The 19585-nt window shown below is 62.6% G+C and carries 20 protein-coding genes; 1 reads left to right on the top strand and 19 read right to left on the bottom strand.

Features of this window, described 5'->3' with window-relative positions; translation table 11 throughout:
• Window position 1: 1 nt before the first annotated feature.
• From fliL to C8C92_RS27870, 8 genes are all read right to left on the bottom strand, one after another.
• Window positions 2-514 carry a flagellar basal body-associated protein FliL gene (fliL, locus tag C8C92_RS22595; RefSeq protein ID WP_071075861.1) on the bottom strand — a complete coding sequence of 171 codons (513 nt, stop codon included), beginning with the start codon at window positions 512-514 and terminating at the stop codon, window positions 2-4.
• A 186-nt stretch (window positions 515-700) separates the two neighbouring features.
• Window positions 701-1951, bottom strand: a complete 1251-nt coding sequence (locus tag C8C92_RS22590; RefSeq protein ID WP_116745291.1) for a flagellar hook-length control protein FliK — start codon at window positions 1949-1951, stop codon at window positions 701-703.
• 19 nt (window positions 1952-1970) lie between these two features.
• The gene (fliJ, locus tag C8C92_RS22585; RefSeq protein WP_071075863.1) at window positions 1971-2411 is read right to left on the bottom strand and encodes a flagellar export protein FliJ; all 441 of its coding nucleotides are present in this window, start codon (window positions 2409-2411) and stop codon (window positions 1971-1973) included.
• Window positions 2412-2443: 32 nt separating this feature from the next.
• Entirely contained in the window at window positions 2444-3760 is a 1317-nt protein-coding gene (fliI, locus tag C8C92_RS22580) for a flagellar protein export ATPase FliI (RefSeq protein WP_243420431.1), read from the bottom strand.
• 89 nt (window positions 3761-3849) lie between these two features.
• A complete protein-coding gene (locus C8C92_RS22575; RefSeq protein ID WP_116745289.1) occupies window positions 3850-4563 on the bottom strand; it encodes a flagellar assembly protein FliH in 714 nt (237 codons plus the stop codon).
• A gap of 43 nt (window positions 4564-4606) precedes the next feature.
• A complete protein-coding gene (fliG, locus tag C8C92_RS22570; protein WP_071075865.1) occupies window positions 4607-5605 on the bottom strand; it encodes a flagellar motor switch protein FliG in 999 nt (332 codons plus the stop codon).
• Window positions 5598-7313 (bottom strand): flagellar basal-body MS-ring/collar protein FliF, encoded by a 1716-nt coding sequence (fliF, locus tag C8C92_RS22565; protein WP_116745288.1) that lies wholly within the window; start codon window positions 7311-7313, stop codon window positions 5598-5600. Before fliF ends, fliG begins: the two co-directional genes overlap by 8 nt.
• 84 nt (window positions 7314-7397) lie before the next feature.
• A complete protein-coding gene (locus tag C8C92_RS27870; protein WP_243420448.1) occupies window positions 7398-7754 on the bottom strand; it encodes a hypothetical protein in 357 nt (118 codons plus the stop codon).
• Between C8C92_RS27870 and fliE the strand changes: the two genes are divergently transcribed.
• Window positions 7651-7953: a flagellar hook-basal body complex protein FliE gene (gene fliE / locus C8C92_RS22555; protein ID WP_243420430.1), complete on the top strand. Its 303-nt coding sequence runs from the start codon at window positions 7651-7653 to the stop codon at window positions 7951-7953. The genes C8C92_RS27870 and fliE overlap by 104 nt on opposite strands.
• Before the next feature lie 143 nt (window positions 7954-8096).
• Here fliE and C8C92_RS22550 read toward each other — a convergent pair whose 3' ends face one another.
• From C8C92_RS22550 to C8C92_RS22500, 11 genes are all read right to left on the bottom strand, one after another.
• Window positions 8097-8843: a flagellar brake protein gene (locus tag C8C92_RS22550; RefSeq protein ID WP_116745287.1), complete on the bottom strand. Its 747-nt coding sequence runs from the start codon at window positions 8841-8843 to the stop codon at window positions 8097-8099.
• Window positions 8844-8868: 25 nt separating this feature from the next.
• Window positions 8869-9195, bottom strand: a complete 327-nt coding sequence (locus C8C92_RS22545) for an EscU/YscU/HrcU family type III secretion system export apparatus switch protein (RefSeq protein ID WP_099764446.1) — start codon at window positions 9193-9195, stop codon at window positions 8869-8871.
• Entirely contained in the window at window positions 9188-10375 is a 1188-nt protein-coding gene (locus C8C92_RS22540; protein WP_099762580.1) for a flagellar hook-length control protein FliK, read from the bottom strand. The genes C8C92_RS22545 and C8C92_RS22540 overlap by 8 nt, the downstream gene beginning before the upstream one ends.
• A gap of 17 nt (window positions 10376-10392) precedes the next feature.
• Complete coding sequence (locus tag C8C92_RS22535) at window positions 10393-10719, bottom strand: flagellar protein FliT (RefSeq protein ID WP_116745286.1); 327 nt, start codon at window positions 10717-10719, stop codon at window positions 10393-10395.
• A 3-nt stretch (window positions 10720-10722) separates the two neighbouring features.
• Window positions 10723-11178 carry a flagellar export chaperone FliS gene (gene fliS, locus C8C92_RS22530; protein ID WP_099762585.1) on the bottom strand — a complete coding sequence of 152 codons (456 nt, stop codon included), beginning with the start codon at window positions 11176-11178 and terminating at the stop codon, window positions 10723-10725.
• Between the two features lie 30 nt (window positions 11179-11208).
• On the bottom strand, window positions 11209-13206 hold the full coding sequence (gene fliD, locus C8C92_RS22525) for a flagellar filament capping protein FliD (protein ID WP_133250815.1): 1998 nt from the start codon (window positions 13204-13206) through the stop codon (window positions 11209-11211).
• 117 nt (window positions 13207-13323) lie between these two features.
• Complete coding sequence (locus C8C92_RS22520) at window positions 13324-13701, bottom strand: flagellar protein FlaG (RefSeq protein WP_099762591.1); 378 nt, start codon at window positions 13699-13701, stop codon at window positions 13324-13326.
• A gap of 92 nt (window positions 13702-13793) precedes the next feature.
• On the bottom strand, window positions 13794-15251 hold the full coding sequence (locus C8C92_RS22515) for a flagellin (RefSeq protein ID WP_116745284.1): 1458 nt from the start codon (window positions 15249-15251) through the stop codon (window positions 13794-13796).
• A 370-nt stretch (window positions 15252-15621) separates the two neighbouring features.
• Window positions 15622-17193 carry a GGDEF domain-containing protein gene (locus C8C92_RS22510; RefSeq protein ID WP_116745283.1) on the bottom strand — a complete coding sequence of 524 codons (1572 nt, stop codon included), beginning with the start codon at window positions 17191-17193 and terminating at the stop codon, window positions 15622-15624.
• 201 nt (window positions 17194-17394) lie between these two features.
• Window positions 17395-18042 carry a response regulator transcription factor gene (locus C8C92_RS22505; RefSeq protein ID WP_034753998.1) on the bottom strand — a complete coding sequence of 216 codons (648 nt, stop codon included), beginning with the start codon at window positions 18040-18042 and terminating at the stop codon, window positions 17395-17397.
• 30 nt (window positions 18043-18072) lie between these two features.
• On the bottom strand, window positions 18073-19575 hold the full coding sequence (locus tag C8C92_RS22500) for a sensor histidine kinase (protein WP_243420329.1): 1503 nt from the start codon (window positions 19573-19575) through the stop codon (window positions 18073-18075).
• Window positions 19576-19585: the final 10 nt, after the last annotated feature.

The following is a 19585-nucleotide window of genomic DNA, read 5'->3' as shown; positions in this document are numbered from 1 at the left end:
CTTATTGAATGATGAATGCGGTAAATAATACGTCCGTCACGTCCTGCTCCGGCCCTTTGTCCTCGAACGGCTGGTTCACCTGATTGATGATTTCGGCCGCCAGTTGCTGCTTGCCTTCCACGGTATTGAGTTCGGATGCCTTCTTGCCGGACAGCAGCAGCAGCAAACGGCTGCGCACTTTCGGCATGTTGACCTTGATCAAGTCCATTTCTTCCGCGCTGCTGGCCTGCAAGGTGAAGGCGATCTGCAGGTATTGTTCGCCATTTTCCGGCTGCAAGTTGACGGTGAAGGAGTCGATGGGCACGAAGACGGGAGGGCCTGCCTTGGAAGCGGCATGTTTTTTCTTGCTGGGCGCCGCTTCTTCTTTATCGGCCTTGCCATGCAGGAAGTACCAGGCTGCACCACCACCGATGCCGCCAGCCACCAGCACCGAGGCCAGTACGATGATCAGAAGCTTCTTTTTCGAGGCGCCGGGGGGGGCCAGGCCTGCATCTGCTTTCGGATCTGCTTTCATTTTTGGATTTGCTTTCAATGGTACTCGAGTGCATGGAAGTGGATCACGACGCCATTATGTCATTATCGGCAAATTCTGCGCAGAAGGATGCAGTGAAAAGAGGGCGGAAGCGCCCTCAACTCGCTGTTTTTAGACGAAAAGTTACTCTCTGGGAGGCGCCTGAGGCCTGCGGCCGACGAATTGGCCTCAGGCAAAGGTATCCACTGCACTCAGGCTGGGGCGGCTGCGTCCGCCTGCAGCCGGCGCGATGGCGATCTCGCCACCGGAGACGCCGCCGCCCTGGCCATTGCTGCGGCGTTCGCCCGAGGCGGCACGCTCGCCATTGTGTTGCTGTTCCGGCGTGCCGGCCGAGACGGTGGCGCTGCCGAAGGCGATGCCCGCTTCGCTCATCATCTCGCGCAGGCGCGGCATGGCCGCTTCCAGCGCCTGGCGTACTTCGGGCTGGGCCGACATGAAGGCGGCATCGGCCTGGTCATTGGTGACCGTCAGGACCACTTGCACAGGTCCCAGGTCGGGTGGATTCAGGGTCAGGGTGGCGCTCTGGTCGCCACCGGCCGCCATCCACACGACTTTCTGTCCCAGCTGCTGGTCCCAGGCCGGCGTGCCGACCCGGCCCGTCAGCTTGTCTGCCGGCACGGCCACGGCGGCGGCGGCCTGCTGCAGCGCGCCTGGTTGCAACTGGGCCGCCAGGCGGCTCAGGTCGGCAGGTGCTTCCTTGATGCTCGCGTCGCTCACGGCGCTGCCAGCCTTGGCCGTGGCCGCCAGCTGCGCATCGATGGCCAGCTTGCCCGGCTCGGCCTTGCCGCTCGGCACGCTGGTGCCTGGCGTGGCGCTTGTCTTGCCTTGGGCCAGGCCCAGGCTGTCGGCAAAGTCGCCGCTGTCGGCTTGCGCGATGACTGTGGCGGCGGCCTTGCCGCTGCCCTGGCCGGCTGCCAGCAAGGCCCCTGTTGCCAGGTTCTTGCCCTCGGTCTTGACGCTGGAGCGCACGGGCAGTTCCGGCGCGGCCTTGGCCGCTGGCGGCTGGATTGCCAGCTGGATGCTGCCCACCAGGGCCAGCATCTCGGCGGCCGGATCGGCAGGCGGCGGGACTGTCGCGGCGGGCACGCTGGCCTCGGCCTCGGCCGTGGCGCTGTCGCTGGTAGCGGGCGCGGATGGCTGTTCCTTGTTGGTGGCCGGTTCGGTGGTGTCCGCGTGCGCCGGCGTCGTGTCCTTGGCCGGCGCCTGCATGGCAGCATGGCTGGCGGGGCGGGCTGCCGCCGACGCTTGTACTTGCGCTTGCTCCATATTGCGGCTGGCCTGGCGTTGCTCGATCTGGCGGTTCAGGGTGCGCTGGAAGTCGCCCGCCGTGCTGCTGGTGGGCGCCTGGCTGCGGTTGGCGGTGCCCGGCGTGGCGTTCGGCGAGATAATCTGGGAAATCGGTGTTGGCTGGGTTTGCATGATGCTGCCTCAGTGTTGCTTAGCGTTTGTAATAGGCTTGTCGCGCCGCGTGCTCATCCATTGCTTTCTGGTCGCGCTTGTTTTCCAGCTTCAGCGCCTGTTCCTGCGCCCGATTGTTCAGGGTGGTGTACGACATGCGCTTGCGTTCGGCCAGTTGCCAGCGCATCTTTTCATTCTCGCTGCGTGCTTGCGCATGTTCGACCACCTGCTGCTGGCCCTGGATGGCGCTGTCGAGCTTGACCATGAAGGCCTGGAAATTGCGGTAAGCCATGGGCGTGATGCCGTTGCTCATGCTCGCCTCGAAGCGCTGGGCATAGTCGTCGCGGTAGCCGGACAGCATGTCGAGCTTCTGGCGGCAATCGTCGAGCGCTTTCAGGGCCGCGCCCAGGCGCTTGGCGCAATCGTCCGTTTCGCGCTGGGCAAGGTCGATCAGGGTTGCAAGTTGGGAAGGAGAAGCCATGCCTGATTATATTCCCGCCATGCAAGCCCTAATCAGTCGAATAGAGCGGTAAGTTGCCCCAAGCTCTCGTCCATGCTGACCCGCTCGGTGATTTGCTGTTGCAAAAACGCCTCGATCTTTTCATGCAGGGCGATGGCCTGGTCCAGTACGGGGTCGGTGCCGGCGCTGTAGGCGCCCACGCTGATCAGGTCGCGGCTGCGTTCATAGCGCGAATACAGCTGTTTCAGCTTGCGCGCCTGCTGCTGGTGTTCATGCGTGGTGATCGAGTGGGCGGCGCGCGAAATCGATTGCTCGATGTCAATGGCGGGATAATGGCCCGCCTCGGCCAGGCGCCGGTTCAGCACGATGTGGCCATCGAGAATCGCGCGCGCCGAGTCGGCGATCGGGTCCTGCTGGTCGTCGCCCTCGGTCAGCACGGTGTAGAAGGCGGTGATCGAGCCGCCGCCTTCCTCGCCATTGCCGGCCCGCTCCACCAGCACGGGCAGCTTGGCGAAGACGGACGGCGGATACCCCTTGGTGGCGGGCGGTTCGCCGATGGCCAGGGCGATTTCGCGCTGCGCCATGGCGTAGCGGGTCAGCGAATCCATGATCAACAGCACGTTTTGCCCCTGGTCGCGGAAATACTCGGCAATGGCCGTCGCATACGCGGCGCCCTGCAGGCGCATCAGCGGCGGCGTGTCGGCCGGCGCCGCCACGACGACGGAGCGGGCCAGGCCTTCCGGGCCGAGGATTTGCTCGATGAATTCCTTGACTTCGCGTCCACGTTCGCCGATCAGGCCGACGACGATCACGTCCGCCTCCGTGTAGCGGGCCATCATGCCCAGCAGCACGCTCTTGCCCACGCCGGAACCGGCGAACAGGCCCATGCGCTGGCCGCGGCCCACGGTCAGCATGGCATTGATCGAGCGCACGCCCACGTCCAGCGTGGTCACGATGGGCGCGCGGCCCAGCGGATTGGCGGGGCGCACGTTGATGGGGGCGCTGTCCGTCGTGAGCAGCGGGCCCAGCTGGTCGAGCGGACGGCCCGCGCCGTCGAGCACGCGGCCCAGCAGTTGCGGCCCCACGGGCAGGTGGCGCGCGCGGTCGCTGGGGCGGCGGCGCGGATGCGCCACGCTGCCGGGGCGGGGGATGGCCGGTTCGACGGAAAACACGCGCGTGCCGGGCACGATGCCTTCGACGTCGCTTTGCGGCATCAAAAACAGGCGCTCGCCTTCAAATCCCACGACTTCCGCTTCGACCCGCCCGCCATTGGGCAGCGGCACGGTGCAGGCGGCGCCGACGGCCAGGCGCAGGCCCACCGCTTCCATCACCAGGCCGGCCACGCGCGTGACCCGGCCCGATATTTGCATTGGTTCCACAAAGCCGACCACGGCCGAACAGTCGCTCAGGTAAGCGCGCCAGCGCGCCGCATGGGCAGTTGGGCCTTTGACAGGCTCGCTCACGGCGCCAGCCAGTCCAGGTCCTTGCCCAGCGCATGCGTCAGGCGCTGCCAGCGGGTGGAGCTTTGCGCATCGATCTGGTTGCTGGCCGTGTCGATCTTGCAGCCGCCGCGTTCCACGGACGGGTCTTCGATGACCCTCCAGCCACCCTTGTCGAGTTCATCGCCGATGCCGTCGCGCACCACTTGCGCATCTTCCGGATTGAGCATCAGCAAGGCCGGTTGTTGCAGCACAGGCAAATACTCGATGGCTTCGCGCACCAGCGGCAGCATCAGCTCGGGGCGCACGGGCAAGGCCGTCTTCAGCATGGCCTTGGCCAGTTGCAAGGCCAGTTCCATGACGTCGTTGGCGATCAGTTCATCGGCCTGGTGCACGGCCGTGCCGAAGTCGACGGCGATGCTTTGCAGATGCGCCAACTCGATGGCGGAAGCGGCCTTGCCTTCCGCATATGACTCGGCATGGCCATCGGCATGCCCGGCCGCGTGGCCTTCCGCATAGCCGGCGGCGCGGCCCTCATCGAAGGCGGTGGCGCGCGCTTCCTCGCGGATGGCGTCGAGTTCTTCCTGCGTCGGGTATTCCAGCGGCGCGGCCGGCTCTGCTTCCGACAGCTCGCCGTATGGATCCATTTCCGGGTCGAATTCGGGTTCAGGATCGGGTTCGAGCAGCTTGCGCGCCGCCACCACGCTGGGACGCTCGTCGCCAAACGAGGTCATTTCCCAGCGCTGGTAAGCGGTTTGCTGCTCTTTGGGTATTAAATTAGACAAACGAATCCTCGCCTTTTCCACCCAGGACTATCTGCCCTTCGTCCGCCAGGCGGCGCACGATTTGCAGGATCTGTTTCTGCTGCGACTCCACTTCCGACAGGCGCACGGGGCCTTTCGACTCCAGGTCTTCGCGCATCATCTCGCCGGCACGCTGCGACATGTTCTTGAAGATCTTGTCGCGCAGCTCTTGCGAGGCGCCTTTCAGGGCGATGATCAGCATTTCCGACTGTACTTCGCGCAGCAGCAGCTGGATGCCGCGGTCGTCGATGTCGATCACGTTGTCGAACACGAACATTTCGTCCATGATCTTTTGCGCCATGTCGTTGTCGTAGTTCTTGATATTGTCCATGACGGAGCCTTCTTGCTCGCCGCTCATGAAGTTAAGGATCTCGGCCGCCGCGCGCACACCGCCCAGCGACGATTTCTTGATGTTTTCGTTACCCGACAGCAGTTTCGTCAGCACATCGTTGAGTTCGCGCAAGGCGGCCGGCTGCACGCCGTCCAGGGTGGCGATGCGCAGCACCACGTCGTTGCGCAGGCGGTCCGTGAAATGGCCGAGGATTTCGCACGCCTGGTCGCGTTCCAGGTGGACCAGGATGGTGGCGATGATCTGCGGGTGTTCGTTGCGGATCAGTTCGGACACGGATTGCGAATCCATCCATTTCAGCGATTCGATGCCGGACGCATCCTTGCCGCCCAGGATGCGCGACAGCAGCACCGACGCCTTGTCGTCGCCCAGCGCCTTGGTCAGCACTTGCCGGATGTATTCGTCCGAATCGAGGCCGACGGTGGAATTGAGTTCCGTCTGCGCGCGGAAGTCGTCGAGCACCTCGACCACCTGCTCGTGCGCGATGCCCTTCATGGTGGCCATGGCGGCGCCCAGTTTCAGCACTTCGCGCGGGCCGAGGAATTTCATGACCTCGGCCGCTTCGCTCTCACCCAATGCCAGCATCAGGATCGATGCTTTTTGCAGTCCCGTTGTCTCACTCATTATTGCCTATCCATGCTTTGATTACGTTGGCCACCACGCGTGGGTCGTCCTGTGCCAGTTTCCTCGCCATCGCCAGGTTTTCGCGATAACCGCGGGCCGTATCTTCTTCCAGTTCTTCCAGTTCCGCTTCGCTGAGCAGGACTTCGTTTTCTGTGCCGTCCTTGGCCAGTTCCGGCTCGATGACGGGCGGTGGCGCGCCGAAATCGTCGATCTTGCGCATCACGGGGCGCAGCATCGGGCGCACTATTTTGATGAAGATATACAACAGGATCAGGGCCGTGATGAGGAACTTCGCCAGTTCCTTGGCCAGCGGCAGGTTGGCCGGGTCGCGCCACCACTCCAGCTTGCCTTCCGGCGCGCGGTCGATGCCGTCGAAGGGCGAGTTGGCCACGCTGAAGCTGTCGCCCCGCTCCTTGTTGTAGCCCATCGCTTCCTTGACCAGGTTATTGATCTGCACCATTTCGGCAGGCGAAATCGGCTTGACCGTGACCTTGCCATCCTTGTCGAAGCTGCGGCGGTAGTTGACGACGACGGCCACCGACAGGCGGCGCAGGCCGCCCATGGATTTCTGCTCGTAGCGCACGGTCTTGTCAACTTCGTAATTTGTCGTCGATTCCTTCTGGCTCGGTGCCGTCGCTGCACCGGCCGGTGCGCCTGGCGCTTCCGCCGTCAACGGCGCCGTGGCCACGCCCGGCGGCTGGTTCGACAGCGCACCCGGCACGCCGGACGGGTTGGCATTGCCGGCGCCCGTCGATTCGCTCGTTTGCTGGCTGCGGATGGTGGATGCTTCCGGCGGCGAGTTCGGCTTGTAGGTTTCGGCCGCCTGCTCGCTTTGCGAGAAATCCACGTCGGCCGTCGCTTCGGCGCGCACATTGCCTTCGCCGACGATGGGCAGCAAGATCGATTCGACTTGCTTGATCACGCTTTGCTGCAACTGCTGCACGTACTTTAACTGGTTCGGGTCCAGGCTCTTGATGCCGTTGGCGCGGTCCTTGTCCTTTTCCTGGTTCGACAGCAAGCTGCCGGCCTGGTCGACCACGGTGACATTGACTGGAAGCAATTCCGGCACGCTGGACGCCACCAGGTGCACGATGGCGCTGACCTGTAACTGGTCCAGGCCGCGGCCCGGATGCAGGTTCAGCAGCACGGAAGCCGTCGGTTTTTGCTGTTCGCGCACGAAGACGGACGGTTTGGGCAGGGCCAGGTGGACGCGCGCCGTGTCGACGGCGGACACCGATTCGATCGATTTCGCCAGTTCGCCTTCGAGGGCGCGCTGGAAATTGACCTGTTCCAGAAATTGCGACACGCCCAGCTTCTGGTTTTCCATCAGTTCGAAGCCCACGTTGCCGCCCTTCGGCAAGCCTTGCGCGGCCAGTTTCAGGCGCGCATCGTGGACTTGCTCGGTGGGCACGAGAATGGCGCCGCCGCCTTCGGAAAACTTGTGCTTGATGCCCAGTTGGTCCAGCGACGCGGTGATGGCGCCGCCGTCGCGGTCCGTATAATTGGAAAACAGGACCTTGTACTCGGGTGGCTGGTTCCACATGTACAGGGCCACGCCGATGGCAATCAGTGCCGCCACACCCAGGCCGCGCAGGAAATTCTTGCCCATCGGCGTCTTGGCGAACGCTTGTACGGACTCCACGGGCGAGCGGGCAGGCGCCGGTTCCGGCGGTATGCGGTTCACATCGATTTCTTCGGCTACAGCCATGATTGCCTTCCAGGGCGTGTGGTTTGACGGGTGTTGGGTGGTGCGTGGGGGCCGCTTCCTCGGGAGGAGGGGCGATATGCAGAATTATCCGCCACTGTCACGCGCTTCAATCGTCCAAACAGAAGGCGCTTTTGCCGCCTGCTCGGCCGAGCGGCTGGCGTTGGCGCTGGTATTGTGGAACCCTGGCAACATGTGACGGAAGTTATTGTACCCGTCGTTGCCTTGCACGCCAGGGTTTTGTTCTCTGGGTGCAACAGGCATGGAACAGATATGAAGCAGACCAGAATCGGGAGGCAAAGTGAAAACAGGCGGTATCGATAGCAGCAGGATCGAGGCGATGATCGCGCAACTGAAGTCGGCGGCCACGCGGCCGGAGGCGAAAATACCGGCGATCCAGACTGAAATGCCGGCAGCGAAGGTGAATTTTGCCGATGCCTTCAAGAGCGCGCTCGATTCCGTGAGCGGCGCGCAAAAGGCGTCGTCGGCGATGGGCCAGCGCTTTACCATGGGTGACGAAAAGGTCAGCCTGTCGGATGTGATGGTGTCGATGCAAAAATCGAGCATCGAATTCCAGGCGACGGTGCAGGTGAGGAATAAATTAGTGTCGGCGTATCACGAGATCATGAATATGCAGGTTTGATACAGGCAAGTGTATTGCTATGTCACGAACGCCTTACAAACCGTAGCGAGCGGAAGCCAGTTGTGGCCGAGAAGCGGAACTGTACTCTAGTACAGTGAGCATCGCAGGCCGCAAATGGCGACGCGCAGTAGGTTTGTAAGGTGTTAACCTAACCCCGCCATGCGCGCATTCCTCTCGCGCTCCAGCCGCGTGATATAGCGCTGCACGTGCGCCAGCATGCTGCGCGGCAGGTCGACGAACTGGCAGCCCAGGCGGCGGTTCAGCTTGTTGTTCAGCAGGGTCATGTCCAGCGAATTGCGAATTTGCAAGGTGGCGCTGACGATGCCGACGTCAGGCAAGTCGATGCGGCAACCGGGATAGTCCCTGCCGATGGTCTCGCCCAGTATCAGTTTATTGTCCAGGATGGCGATGCCGCCGCAGCTGATGTCGGCCAGCGGAAACAGGGTGTCGGTGCCGCCCAGCGAGGGTGGCAGGGGAATCGAGACGCGCACGGGATTGCTCACGGGCGTGGTCATGCGGTAATACTCGCGCCGCTGCAGGCGGATCAATGTTTCTGGAATGGCAATTTTCAAGGCGGGTGTGCCGCCGTAATTGCACTCTTGCACCTGGGCACTGGCAAACAGGATGCGGATCTTGTCGAGCGACGTTTCAAACGAGATGCCCTTGGCGGCCAGCATGCGCCGGTTCTGGTCGTTGTTCACGGAACGGTCGAGGATGACGGTATTGTGGTCGGCATCGACTTCCAGGATGGAGGTGACGCACACATCGGATTCACCATGGATCAGCATGCGGATCAGCTGGTTCTTTTCGCTGATGCTGCGCAGCAAGGCGATGATTTCCCGCCGCGATTCCACTTCAAAGTCATGCCAGTTTTCGAGGCCGGAATCCATAATATGTGCTTGCATTGATGCCTGTCTATGTATCGGTGAGGTGGACGCTGGTGTCGGGCGGCGGCGGGATCGGTCCGCCATTCGCAGATTCAATATGATATAACCAGGCCAGCAGTTCCGCAATCGCCCGATACAGGCCGGGTGGAATCTGGCGGTCCAGGTCGACATCCATCAACAGCGCCACCAATTCCTTCGATTCATGCACGAAGACGCCGTGTTCGCGCGCCGTGCTGATGATCTGGTCCGCGATCAGGCCGCTGCCCTTGGCCACCACCTTGGGCGCCGGCGTGCCGCTCTGGTAGGCCAGGGCGACGGCCGTCTGCGGCACCTTGCGCTTGGTGTCGTCAAGCATCATCTGCTTCCGCTGGCCCGGCCGCCTCCGGCGTGCCGGCGATCGTCAATGACGACAGCGGCCAGCCGGCGGCGTCCAGCGACGCTTCCAGGCGCGCCGCATGCTGGCGCAAGGTATCGGCGCTGGCGTCGCTGCCGGCCTGCAGCTGGATGGCCACCCGGCCGCCCTGCAAGACCACGTGCGCGGCCAAGTCGCCCAGCAGGGGGAACTGGAAGCGCACATTGCTGCGCCAGGCCGTCGCTTCCTCGTCGTCCTGCGTGCCAGCGTGCTGCTGTCCTTCCGGCGTATCCTGGCTGATATCCCACTGCATCTTCTGGCCGGGCCAGGCTTCGCCCTGCCACTGCACGCGCGCCTGTTCGTGCGTATGCAGCTGTAAATTGATCAGTTGCGCCGAGGCCAGGTCGGTGCCCGTCCTGGGCGTCTCGCCCGGCGCGGCCTTTTGCATTTGCGGTTCCAGCAGCAGCGAGGCCAGCGGGCGCTTGCCTTCGGCCCATTCGGCCACGTGCGATTCATAGAACAGGCCGCTGCTGCCGACCGTGTCGCGCAGCTTTTGTGCCACCTGGGCGGGATCGGCTCCCGGCGCGGCCATCAGCGGCGTCTTGCCGACCAGCGCCAGGGGCGCGCCGGGCACGCTTTCAGCCTGGCTGAGTACGCTGCTGATGGCGCGCGCGGTGGTGCTCAGTTCCGGCGCCGGCGTATCGCCTGCCAGGGCGGGCAGCAAGTTGGCTGGCGTCAGGGGCGCGCGGCTGAGCAGGGTGGCGGCCGTGCTGCTGGCGCGCGTGCCCGCCTGGGCGGCGCCGGTGTGGGGACCGCGCGCTTCAAGGGCGTCGGGTTCGGCCTCCGCGTCGGCATACGTCAGCAGGGCGCTGGCGGGCTGGTCGCGGTGAGTGCCGATTTGAAACGAGGGGCGGGGATTGATGCCGATCAGGGTCAGGGGAATTTCGGTGCCCGGCTGGGCGCCGGCGGGCAGCTGCATGCGGGCCGGCGTGCCGGCCACCCGCACCAGGTAGCTGCCATCGCCCATGCGCGCCAGCACCTGGCCCTGCATGGATTTGCCGATCAGTCCCTGCAGCGAGCGCTGGAACTCGGCCTGGCGCGGGTCGGCGACGGCGTCGGCCGGGCGCGCGCCCTTGACCGGTGTCAGGGGCGGCATGCCGATGGCATCCATCTTCGGCAACATGGCGCCCCCGCTTGCGTTTAGACGCCGTAGGCGTTGGCCAGGCGCCGTTCGGTGCCCGTGCTGTTGATCAGCTTGGACAAATGCGCCATCCACGGCATGGTCAGGTCGCGGATCTTGCGGTCGTCTTCCAGTATCTGCTTGATCAGGGCGACCTTGCGCTGGCGGCCGGCGCTTTCCAGCACGACTTTTGCTTCATTCGCCTTCAGCGCTTCGACGTGCGCGCTCACTTGCTGCTCCAGCGCTTCGAACGCGTCCCAGTCGGCGTTGCTGGCGGCCATCACCATCCGGCCCGTCAGGGTCTGCATGGTTTCATACGTGGTCAGGACTTCTTGATTGGTCATCATGGTTCAGGCGCTCGCATAGTTGGAGATGCTGGTAACAGATGCATCGCTAGCGGCAATATTCATGCCGGAAGGCGTGCCTATGGCGTTCCAGGTGTCGCGCAGGTCGGTCAGAAGGCGCTGTATCTCTTCGAGGATGCTCAGGTCATTTTTCAGGTTGGCCGTCAGCAATCGCGCGCCCATGTATTCATACAGCGCATCGAGGTTTTCGGCGATCTGGCCGCCCGCATTCTTGTCCAGGCTGGCGCGCAGTCCCTGGTCGATCAGTTGCATGGCGCGTGAAATGGACTTGCCCTTTTCCGGGATATTGCCAGCTTTCATGTGCATCTGCGCGCTCAGCACGGCTACCAGGGCGCCGTCGTACAGCATGGCGATCAGCTTGTGCGGGGAAGCGGCGCCTATGCCCGTTTCCAGGCCAACCTTGGCGTAGGATTGCGCGCCTTTGTTTGATGATCCAAACATTCGTTTTCCTCTAGTAGATATGCGTTAACTCTAAGACAGCTTCGCCAGTTGCTGAGTCAAATAATTGGTGGTGCTGTTCATCGAACTGAGCTTCACGTCGAGCGAACTGTATTGTTTGCGCAGCCTCGCCTCGGTCAGGGTCAGGCGGCTATTGAGCGCATCGCGCTGCTTGGTGATATCGGCAATGCTCTTGTTCAAGCCGTCATTCTTGTTTTGAATCAGGCCGGCCGTGCCCAGGTAGCTGTCGGTCGTGCTGGCAAACAGCGCGCTGACGCCTTTCGAAATATTTACCGTGCCCCGGCCGCCCAACTGGCCGCCGTTGATCAGCACCGCAATGCCGGCGCTGCCCGAGCCGGGCGCACCGGTCAGGGTCTGACCGCTGCCAACGGCCACGGCGCCGTCGATGGTGCCCGCTACGTCCACGCCGGTGGTCATGGTCGGGCTGCCAAACAGCCCATCGGCGCCGTTGCCGGTAATTTCCAGCTTCGACGCGGAACCATATTTGTTCGAGGTAATACTGATGATGCCGTTTTCCTGCTTGACCGTCACGCCGACAGTTTTGTCGGTGCTGCCGGAGGCGCCATTGATCAGCGACTGCAGATGGCTGACCAGGCTGTCCGCCGTGTAGTTGCCCGGCACCAGCGTGGCCTTGCTGCTGACGCCATTGATCGTCATCGAGAGGTTGTCGTTGACGCCAGCGATGATGTTCAGAGCCGCTGGCGCGCTGCCCGCCAGGGTGCCTTGCGTGGCCAGCTTGGAAATCGAGATGGCCTTGGTGCCGACCGTCGAGTTACTGGTCGAGCTGACGAAGCTGACCAGGCTGTCGCTGGTCGAACCGGAGGTGGCCAGCAGCTTGATCACGTCGTCCGGACTCTTGTCGATGGCCGTTTGCAGCTTGCCCGTATCGAGCTTGAGCGTGCCATCCTTTTGGAAGGCGACGCCCAGCTGGCTCAGGCTCGTCACGCTGCCTGACAAGCCAGGCACGTTGCTGGAAAACATCTTGCGCAAGCTCGCCTGCAGGCTCAGCGTGGTCGAGTCGCCCACCAGCGGGCCGCCCGTGCGCGCCGCACCCTTTTTCAGGTCGGGCGTGACGGCCGTCAGACCGTTGACGGTGGTATTGAGATCATTGTAGGCCTTGACGAAGTTGCTCAGGGCCGTCTTGATGCCGGAGGTATCCATGCTGACGCCGACATTGCTGGTGCCGATCTTCAGTACCGACATCGTCACGCCAGGCACGGCGTTGTCGACGTTATTGGTCGGGCTGGTGATGGCCACGCCATTGACGGTCAGTTTGGCATTTTGGCCAGCATTGCTTTGCTTCATGTTCTGCGTGCCGTTTGGCGCGTAGGACAATAAATCGCTCAAGTCCTGGTCGCCAGCGACGGAAACGCGCATGCTCGACGTTTCGCCGCTCTTGTCCGAGGTCAGCACCAGGCGGTTCGGCGTGCTGCTACCGTCGGAAATAATGCTGGCGGTCACGCCGACGCCAGCCTTGTTGATGGCGTCGCGGATGCCTTGCAGCGAGTTGTTGCTGCTGTCGATGGTGACGGTGCGGGCCGTGCGCGTCGCATCGAGATCGAAAGTGGCCCCCGTATACTTGCCGTCGGCCAGGGTGCCGCCCGTGACGCTGCCGAAGTCAAAAGTGAGCACGGTGCTGGCGCCAGAACCGATCAGCGCGCTGGTGCTGACCTGTCCGGCGGCGCTGATGGTTTGCGCCTGCGCCAGTTGGCCCACGTTGACACTGTAGTTACCCTTGACGGTGTCCTTGCCGGTGGTGGCAGTCAGGACCTTGTCGTCCGAGGTGGTGGCGTTGGCCACCTTGTATTTCGAGGCATCGGCCAGCGCGGTGACGGTGGTCTGGAATGCGCCGACGGCGCCGCTCAGGGTGCCATAGGCGGATAATTGGGTGGTGATGGCCTTCTCTTTGTTCTGCATGGCGACAAAGGGGCGGCTTTCCACGGTCATCAGTTGACTGACCAGGCTATTTACGTCGAGGACGCCACCAGTACTGAGGGATGAGACAGCCACAATGACCTCCTAGAGAATGCATGAATATAACTGGTTAACGGCATATTTCATCCATACTTTAGAGGGGTATTTGGTCGCCTGTTTATCCTATGCCCAAGGCGGTGACACGGGGGCGGCTTACGCCGTTTGCCGGATCAGCAAGCCTTGCACTTTTTCCAGTGCCTTGCCGATTTCCAGCGCTTCCTTGGTGGGCATCTGGCGGATGACTTCGCGCGTTTGCTGGTCGATCACCTTGACGACGGTGCGCTCGCTGTCGGTGTCGACCGAAAACTCCAGTTCGCGCGACATGAACTGCATGGCCTTGTTGATGTCGCTGACGGCCTGCTTGACCTCTCTCAGCTCGGACTGCGCGTCTTCCTTGCTGGCGGCCTTGTCGGTGGGCTTGCTGTCCGTGGCCGCCGGCGCCGCAGGCTTGGCGGTAGTGGTGGTGCCTGACGTGACCGCGGTACGCTGCTGCAGTGCGGCTGGGACGCCGCCTGTTGCCTGGATATCCATGATGTTGTCCTCTAAAGAAAAATCCCCGGCAGATCAAGATGCGTCATCTGACCGGCCGGGGAGGGCTAAGCTACGGTACTGCCTGGCGGTGATTAACCGCGCAGCAGCGACAGCACGCCGTTAGGCAGCGAGTTGGCCTGGGCCAACATCGCGGTACCAGCTTGTTGCAGGATCTGGCCGCGCGTCAGCTTGGCTGTTTCCGATGCGAAGTCGGTATCCTGGATGCGGCTACGGGAAGCCGACAGGTTTTCCGAGGTCGATTCCAGGTTGCTGACAGCCGTTTCAAAACGCGACTGCAAGGCACCGAAGGAAGCGCGCTGGCTGTTGACCTTCGACAGGGCTGCGTCAAGAATCTTCAACGCATCGGTCGATCCCTTGACGGTCGATACGTCGATGTCAGCGACCGCTTTCAGACTGGCGGCGCCTGCTGCAATGCCGTTGTTGGGCGTTACCGTGCCACCGATCGAGAAGCCCTTGTCGGAGTTCATCGAAATATAGCCCATCGTGACGGCCGAACCACCACTGGCGGCGATCGATGCGGTCGTACCAACGGTGCCAGCTTCGTTGATCGATGCTGCAGTGATCAGCGAGGTAGCATCGGTGCTGTTGTTTGTCAGCGTAATGTTGTTGCCTGAAGCATTGGTCAAAACCAGACCGTCGTTGTTGGAGTTCAGCTTGGCAGTCACGCCGGTGGTCGATGATACATCGTTGAACGCGCTGACAGCCGAAGCCAGGCCAGATGCGTTCAGTGCTGCGCCCACGGTGAAGGTCACGTTGGCTGCCGTGGTGGCATTGTCGGATTTGACGGCCAGCGAGTAGACCTTGCCAGCAACAAACGCTGCTGACTCGTTGGTGGTGGCAGATGCCGTGACACCAGTTGCGTCAGTCGAACCATTGATGGTTGCGGCCAGCGATTGTGCCGTGTCCGTTATTTTGACGTTGACGGTCTTGGACTGCAAGCCTTGAATGTCGAACGTGCCTGCCGAGTACGCCGTACCAGTTGTTACCGTGGCGGGGGCCGTGGTTGATACCTGATTGTTGCCGTAGTTACTCGTGCGGAAGTTGGCGGTCGTGGCCTGGATGGTCTGCCCAGCATTGGCGCCCACCTGGAACGATGCCGTGCCGAACGAGCCGTCGAGCAGTTTCAGGCCGTTGAATTCCGACGTTTGCGAGATGCGGTCAGCTTCCGACAGCAGCTGGCCTACCTCGGCCTGGATGGCCTTGCGGTCGCCAGCCGAGTTGGTGGCGTTTGACGACTGTACCGACAATTCGCGTACGCGTTGCAGAATGTCGCCCGTCGAAGCCAGCGAGCCCTCGGCCGTTTGCAGCAGCGACACGCCGTCGTTGGCATTGCGCTTGGCTTGATCGAGACCGCGGATTTGCGAGGTGAAGCGCTCGGAAATCGCCAGGCCAGCAGCATCGTCTTTTGCGCTATTGATGCGCAAACCCGAAGACAGGCGTTGCAATGACGTGGACAGGGCCGACTGCGATGTGCTCAGGTTGCGTTGCGCATTCAGTGACGCGGTATTGGTATTGATGACTGAGGCCATTTTGAAGCTCCTTGCTATATGTTTTGGCTATGTGCCTTGTACCTTGGTCTGCCCCTGCCTTCCGGGACACTCACACCGCAGTTATATTCATTAACGGAGTGGGCCTTGGAAAGTTTAGGGAAATACAGCGAGTATATTTTTTGTTTTGCCCCTCAAGTTGCCATTGGCGAGGACGCATATACGGCACGCTTTGAGTAAACTTTAGGGTGGTAAATAATTAAATATAAGAAATAATGTTCAGTATCTTCAGATTGCCACAGGGGGCAGTCATGTGGGCCGCCGCCGCGCCGCCGCAGGCCCATGCCGGGCGCAGCCCAAAAAAAACCCACCGTAAGGTGGGCATGGTGTGTGACAGCCTGCAAGTTGCCGTTCAGTCGGCCACCACCACCCGATTCTTGCCCGTCTGCTTGGCCTGGTACATGGCACGGTCGGCGCGCTTGACCAGCTCGGCCTGGTCTTCGTTGGGCAGGCGCAGGGCCACGCCGGCGGAAAAGGTGATCAATACTTTCTCGTTGTCGTGCAGGAAGAAATGCCGGGTCAGCTCGCGCTGCAAGCGCGTCATCGTCGATGAGGCCGCTTCGACCGTGGTTTCCGGCAGCAGGATGAGGAATTCCTCGCCGCCGAAGCGGGCGATGACGTCCATCGAGCGCAGGGTTTCCTTGACGATTTTGACCAGGTGTTTCAAGGCAGCATCGCCGGCCAGGTGGCCGTAGGTGTCGTTCAGGCGCTTGAAATCGTCCAGGTCCAGCATGGCGATGCACAGCGGCGTGCCGCGGCGGTCGGAGCGGGCCGTCTCGCGCTCGAACACATCGTCCAGGCCACGGCGGTTCAGGCTGCCCGTCAGCTGGTCTTCCCGCACCAGTTCGCTCATATGCTGGAGCTTCGCTTCCAGGGTGTGGATGCGCTGTTCCGCATCCTGCACTTCCTGGCGCGCCAGCACCATCTTGTCGCGTGCGCGCAGGGCTTCGTTCTGCACCATGCGCGTTTCGCGCAAGACTTCGTCGAGAACGCTGTTCAATTCGCTGATATTTTCCGCCTGGCTGATCTTTTCCGAATAGCCGCCGATCTTTTCATGGAAGTCGCCCGTGCTGGCCGCCACTTGCCCCAGGCGGTCGATGAAGGTCATCATCATGTTCTTCACCGTCAGCTTGACGTCGGACAGGCTGTGCTTGAGCTGGCTTTGCTTGTAGATGACTTCCTTCAGGCTGCGCGTGGCGTCTTCCAGCGCGCGCTGGTCGAGCGGGCCGGCGATCAGGTTTTGCACGGCATCGACCTGGCCGCGCAGCCAGCTGTCGTCGTCGAGCAATTGGCTGACGTTGTCCAGCAGCAACTTGAACAGGCGCAGCAGCAATTCCTGCTGCTCGGCCGTATCGCCGCTTTTCAGTTCGATCTGGTAGCACAGCTGCTTCAGGCGCAGCGCCGCTTCGTTCAGTGCCTCTTCCGTGTGCGCCAGTTTGATGGCCGCGCCCAGCGATTCGGCTTCTTCCACCAGCGCGGGCGTGCCCGTCAGCAAGGTGGCGACGGCAAAGCCCAGGGTGCGGCTGAGCAATTCACGCAGGGTGCGCGTCTGTTCGCCGTCCGGCAGGGGCGGCAATTCGATGCCGCTGCCTTTCTTGACCTGTTTTTCCGCCAGCTGCGCCAGGGTGCGCGCATAGCTGTCCCAGTCGCGCGCCTTCAGTGCCCGCTGGAAACGGCGGCCAAAGTCGCCCAGTTCGCCCGCCGATTCGCTCATCTTGGCGGCAAACTGTGTCAGGACGTTTTCCGCGCCGCTCTCCGTGGGAGCGCTGGCGGCCAGCACGGCTGCCGGGGCGGCAGGCGTATCGGCCGGTTCGCTGATGCCGGCGATTTCATTGTAGATATCGCGGTAGGCGCTGGGCGTGGGAGCGATGCGGCGCGTGGCCAGGCGGCGAAACGCTTCGCGGGCGATATCGGCCGGATTCATCGCCGCGGCGGCGGCGGTGTGCGTGGCGCCAGCGGGAGCGCTTGCTGGTGAAGATGGCAATTTACTGGACATGTAGACACAGCCTTTTCAGATATTTCTCATTATCCCCATGATAGGCGAGTTGGCAAAGAACTTATTGTGCGAGAAGCAAGGAGAAGTCCTGTCAATTCGCCCGATGCCAGCGGGCATGCCGCTTTGGCGTCAATCCACCAACTGGTTGCGGATGGCGTAATGCGTCAGTTCGGCGCTGTTCTTGAGTTTCATCTTGACCAGCAAGCGCGCGCGGTATTCGCTGACGGTTTTCACGGACAATTTGAGTTCTTCGGCAATGGCACCCACCGCCTTGCCTGAGGCGATCATGACCAGGGTCTGGTATTCGCGGTCCGACAGGGTGTCGTGCAAGGCTGTCTCGTGGTCTTCGCCCACCGTGTTGGCCAGTTCCTGCGCCAGCGAGGCACTGATGTATTTCAAGCCTTGCGCCACCTGGCGGATGGCCGTGACCAGTTCGCGCGGCGCACTCTGTTTCGTCAGGTAGCCGGCCGCGCCCGCCTTGAGCGAACGGATGGCGTACTGGTCCTCGCGGTGCATGGAGAGCATCAGCACGGCCAGTTCCGGCTTTTCCTTCTTGATTTGCTTGAGCACTTCTATGCCGCTGCGGTCGGGCAGGGAGATGTCGAGCAGCAACACCTGGCATTTCGAGCCGCGGAACAGTTTGATGGCGTCGTGGCCATTTTCAGCCTCGCCGGCCACGATGATGTCCTTCGTGTCGGCGAGGATTTGCTTCAAGCCCTCGCGCACGATCGCATGATCGTCGGCGATGAATACCCGGATGGTGGCTTTTTCTTTCATGACTGCGTTGTTTCCTATCTAATTCACCCACTAGGCCGCTTCTGGCGGCGGCCCGCTGTGCGCGGGCGCACTGGCTGCAGCCGCTATTATCGCCTCTCGCGGCGTGGTCAGCCGGATTTTTATGCTCAGGAGAGTGCCGCCATCGGGTCCATCCACCAGGCTCAGGGTGCCGCCCAGCGCGCTGGCGCGTTCGGCCATGCCGCGGATGCCGAACGACTGCGGCTTGGCGCGGTCGGACAGGCGCATGCCGACGCCATTGTCGGCGATCGACAGGCTCAGATGCTGGCGCTGCCGGGCCAGGCGCACGCTGACCTTGCTGGCCTGCGCATGCTTGGCGATATTCGTCAGCGCTTCCTGGGCGATGCGGAACAGGCTGGTCGCCTGGTCCAGTTCCAGTTCAATATGCGGGCGGTTGGAAATGAATTCGCATTCGATGCCGGCCTGGCGCGCGAATTCCTTCACCTGCCAGTCCAGCGCGGCAACCAGGCCCAGGTCCAGCATGGAGGGGCGCAAGTCCAGCGAAATGCGGTGCACGGCGTCGATGCTGCGGTCGACCAGGGCATCGACATAGTCGGCCTTTTCCTGCAGCAGCGGGTCGTCCGGCGGCAGGCGGCGCGCCAGCATGGCCAGCGCCATCTTGATCGCCGTCAAATTGCCACCCAGGTCATCGTGCAGTTCGCGCGCCAGGCGCGTGCGTTCGTGTTCCTTGACCTTGTCGATATGCGCAGTCAGCTCGGCCAGGCGGGCGCGCGACTGGCGCACTTCGATCTGTTCCAGCCGGCTTTCCGTGATATTCGTCATGATGCCTTCCCACTGCACCGTGCCGTCGGCCAGCGCGCGCGGCGTGGAGCGCAAGTTGATCCATTTGACATCCTTCCAGGCATCGATCCAGATGCGGCCTTCCCAGTTCCAGCTCCACAAGGCGTTTTTTGAGGCCTGCATCGACTCCAGATACGAGGCGCGGTCGTCGGCCAGGATCAGCTGGTAGAACAGTTCCGGGCGCGCGTGCAGCTGTGCCGGCTCCAGGCCCAGCAAGGCCTGGCAGCCATCGCTCAGGTAAGGGAAGGCGGCGCGCCCATCGGCGTGCAGGCAGAACTGGTACACCAGGCCCGGCGTATTCGAGACGATGGCGTTGAAGCGCGACTGGACCTGCGCCAGGGCGGCGGCCGTCGCCTGCGGCGTGCGCAAGTCTTCGCCCTCGGCCAGAAGCAAGGCGCGGCCCTGGCGGCTGGCGCGCGACAGGTGCAGGCTGAGCGAATACAGGCTGCCATCGCGGCGGCGCTGCTGCACATGCAGCAAGGCTTGCGCGCCGATGCTGTCGTCCAGCGCGGCCAGCACGGCGGCCAGTTGCTGCGCGTCGAGCTGCGGCGCCAGGGTGAAGGGCGTCATCGCCAGTAACTCCTTGCGTACATACTGCAAGTTGTCGCAGGCGGCATCGTTGGCGTCCAGCAATTGCAAGCTGGCCGCGTCGTACAGGTAGATTTCCCGCGCCGCCGCGCGCAGGGCGGGGGCGAGCCGGGCAGTATCGTGCATGGGGTGGCCT

The organism is Janthinobacterium sp. 78 (assembly GCF_003096775.1).
In the GTDB taxonomy this organism is placed as follows: domain Bacteria; phylum Pseudomonadota; class Gammaproteobacteria; order Burkholderiales; family Burkholderiaceae_D; genus Janthinobacterium; species Janthinobacterium tructae.
Note: the sequence above shows the minus strand (reverse complement) of the source record. Positions and strands in the feature narration are given on the sequence as shown.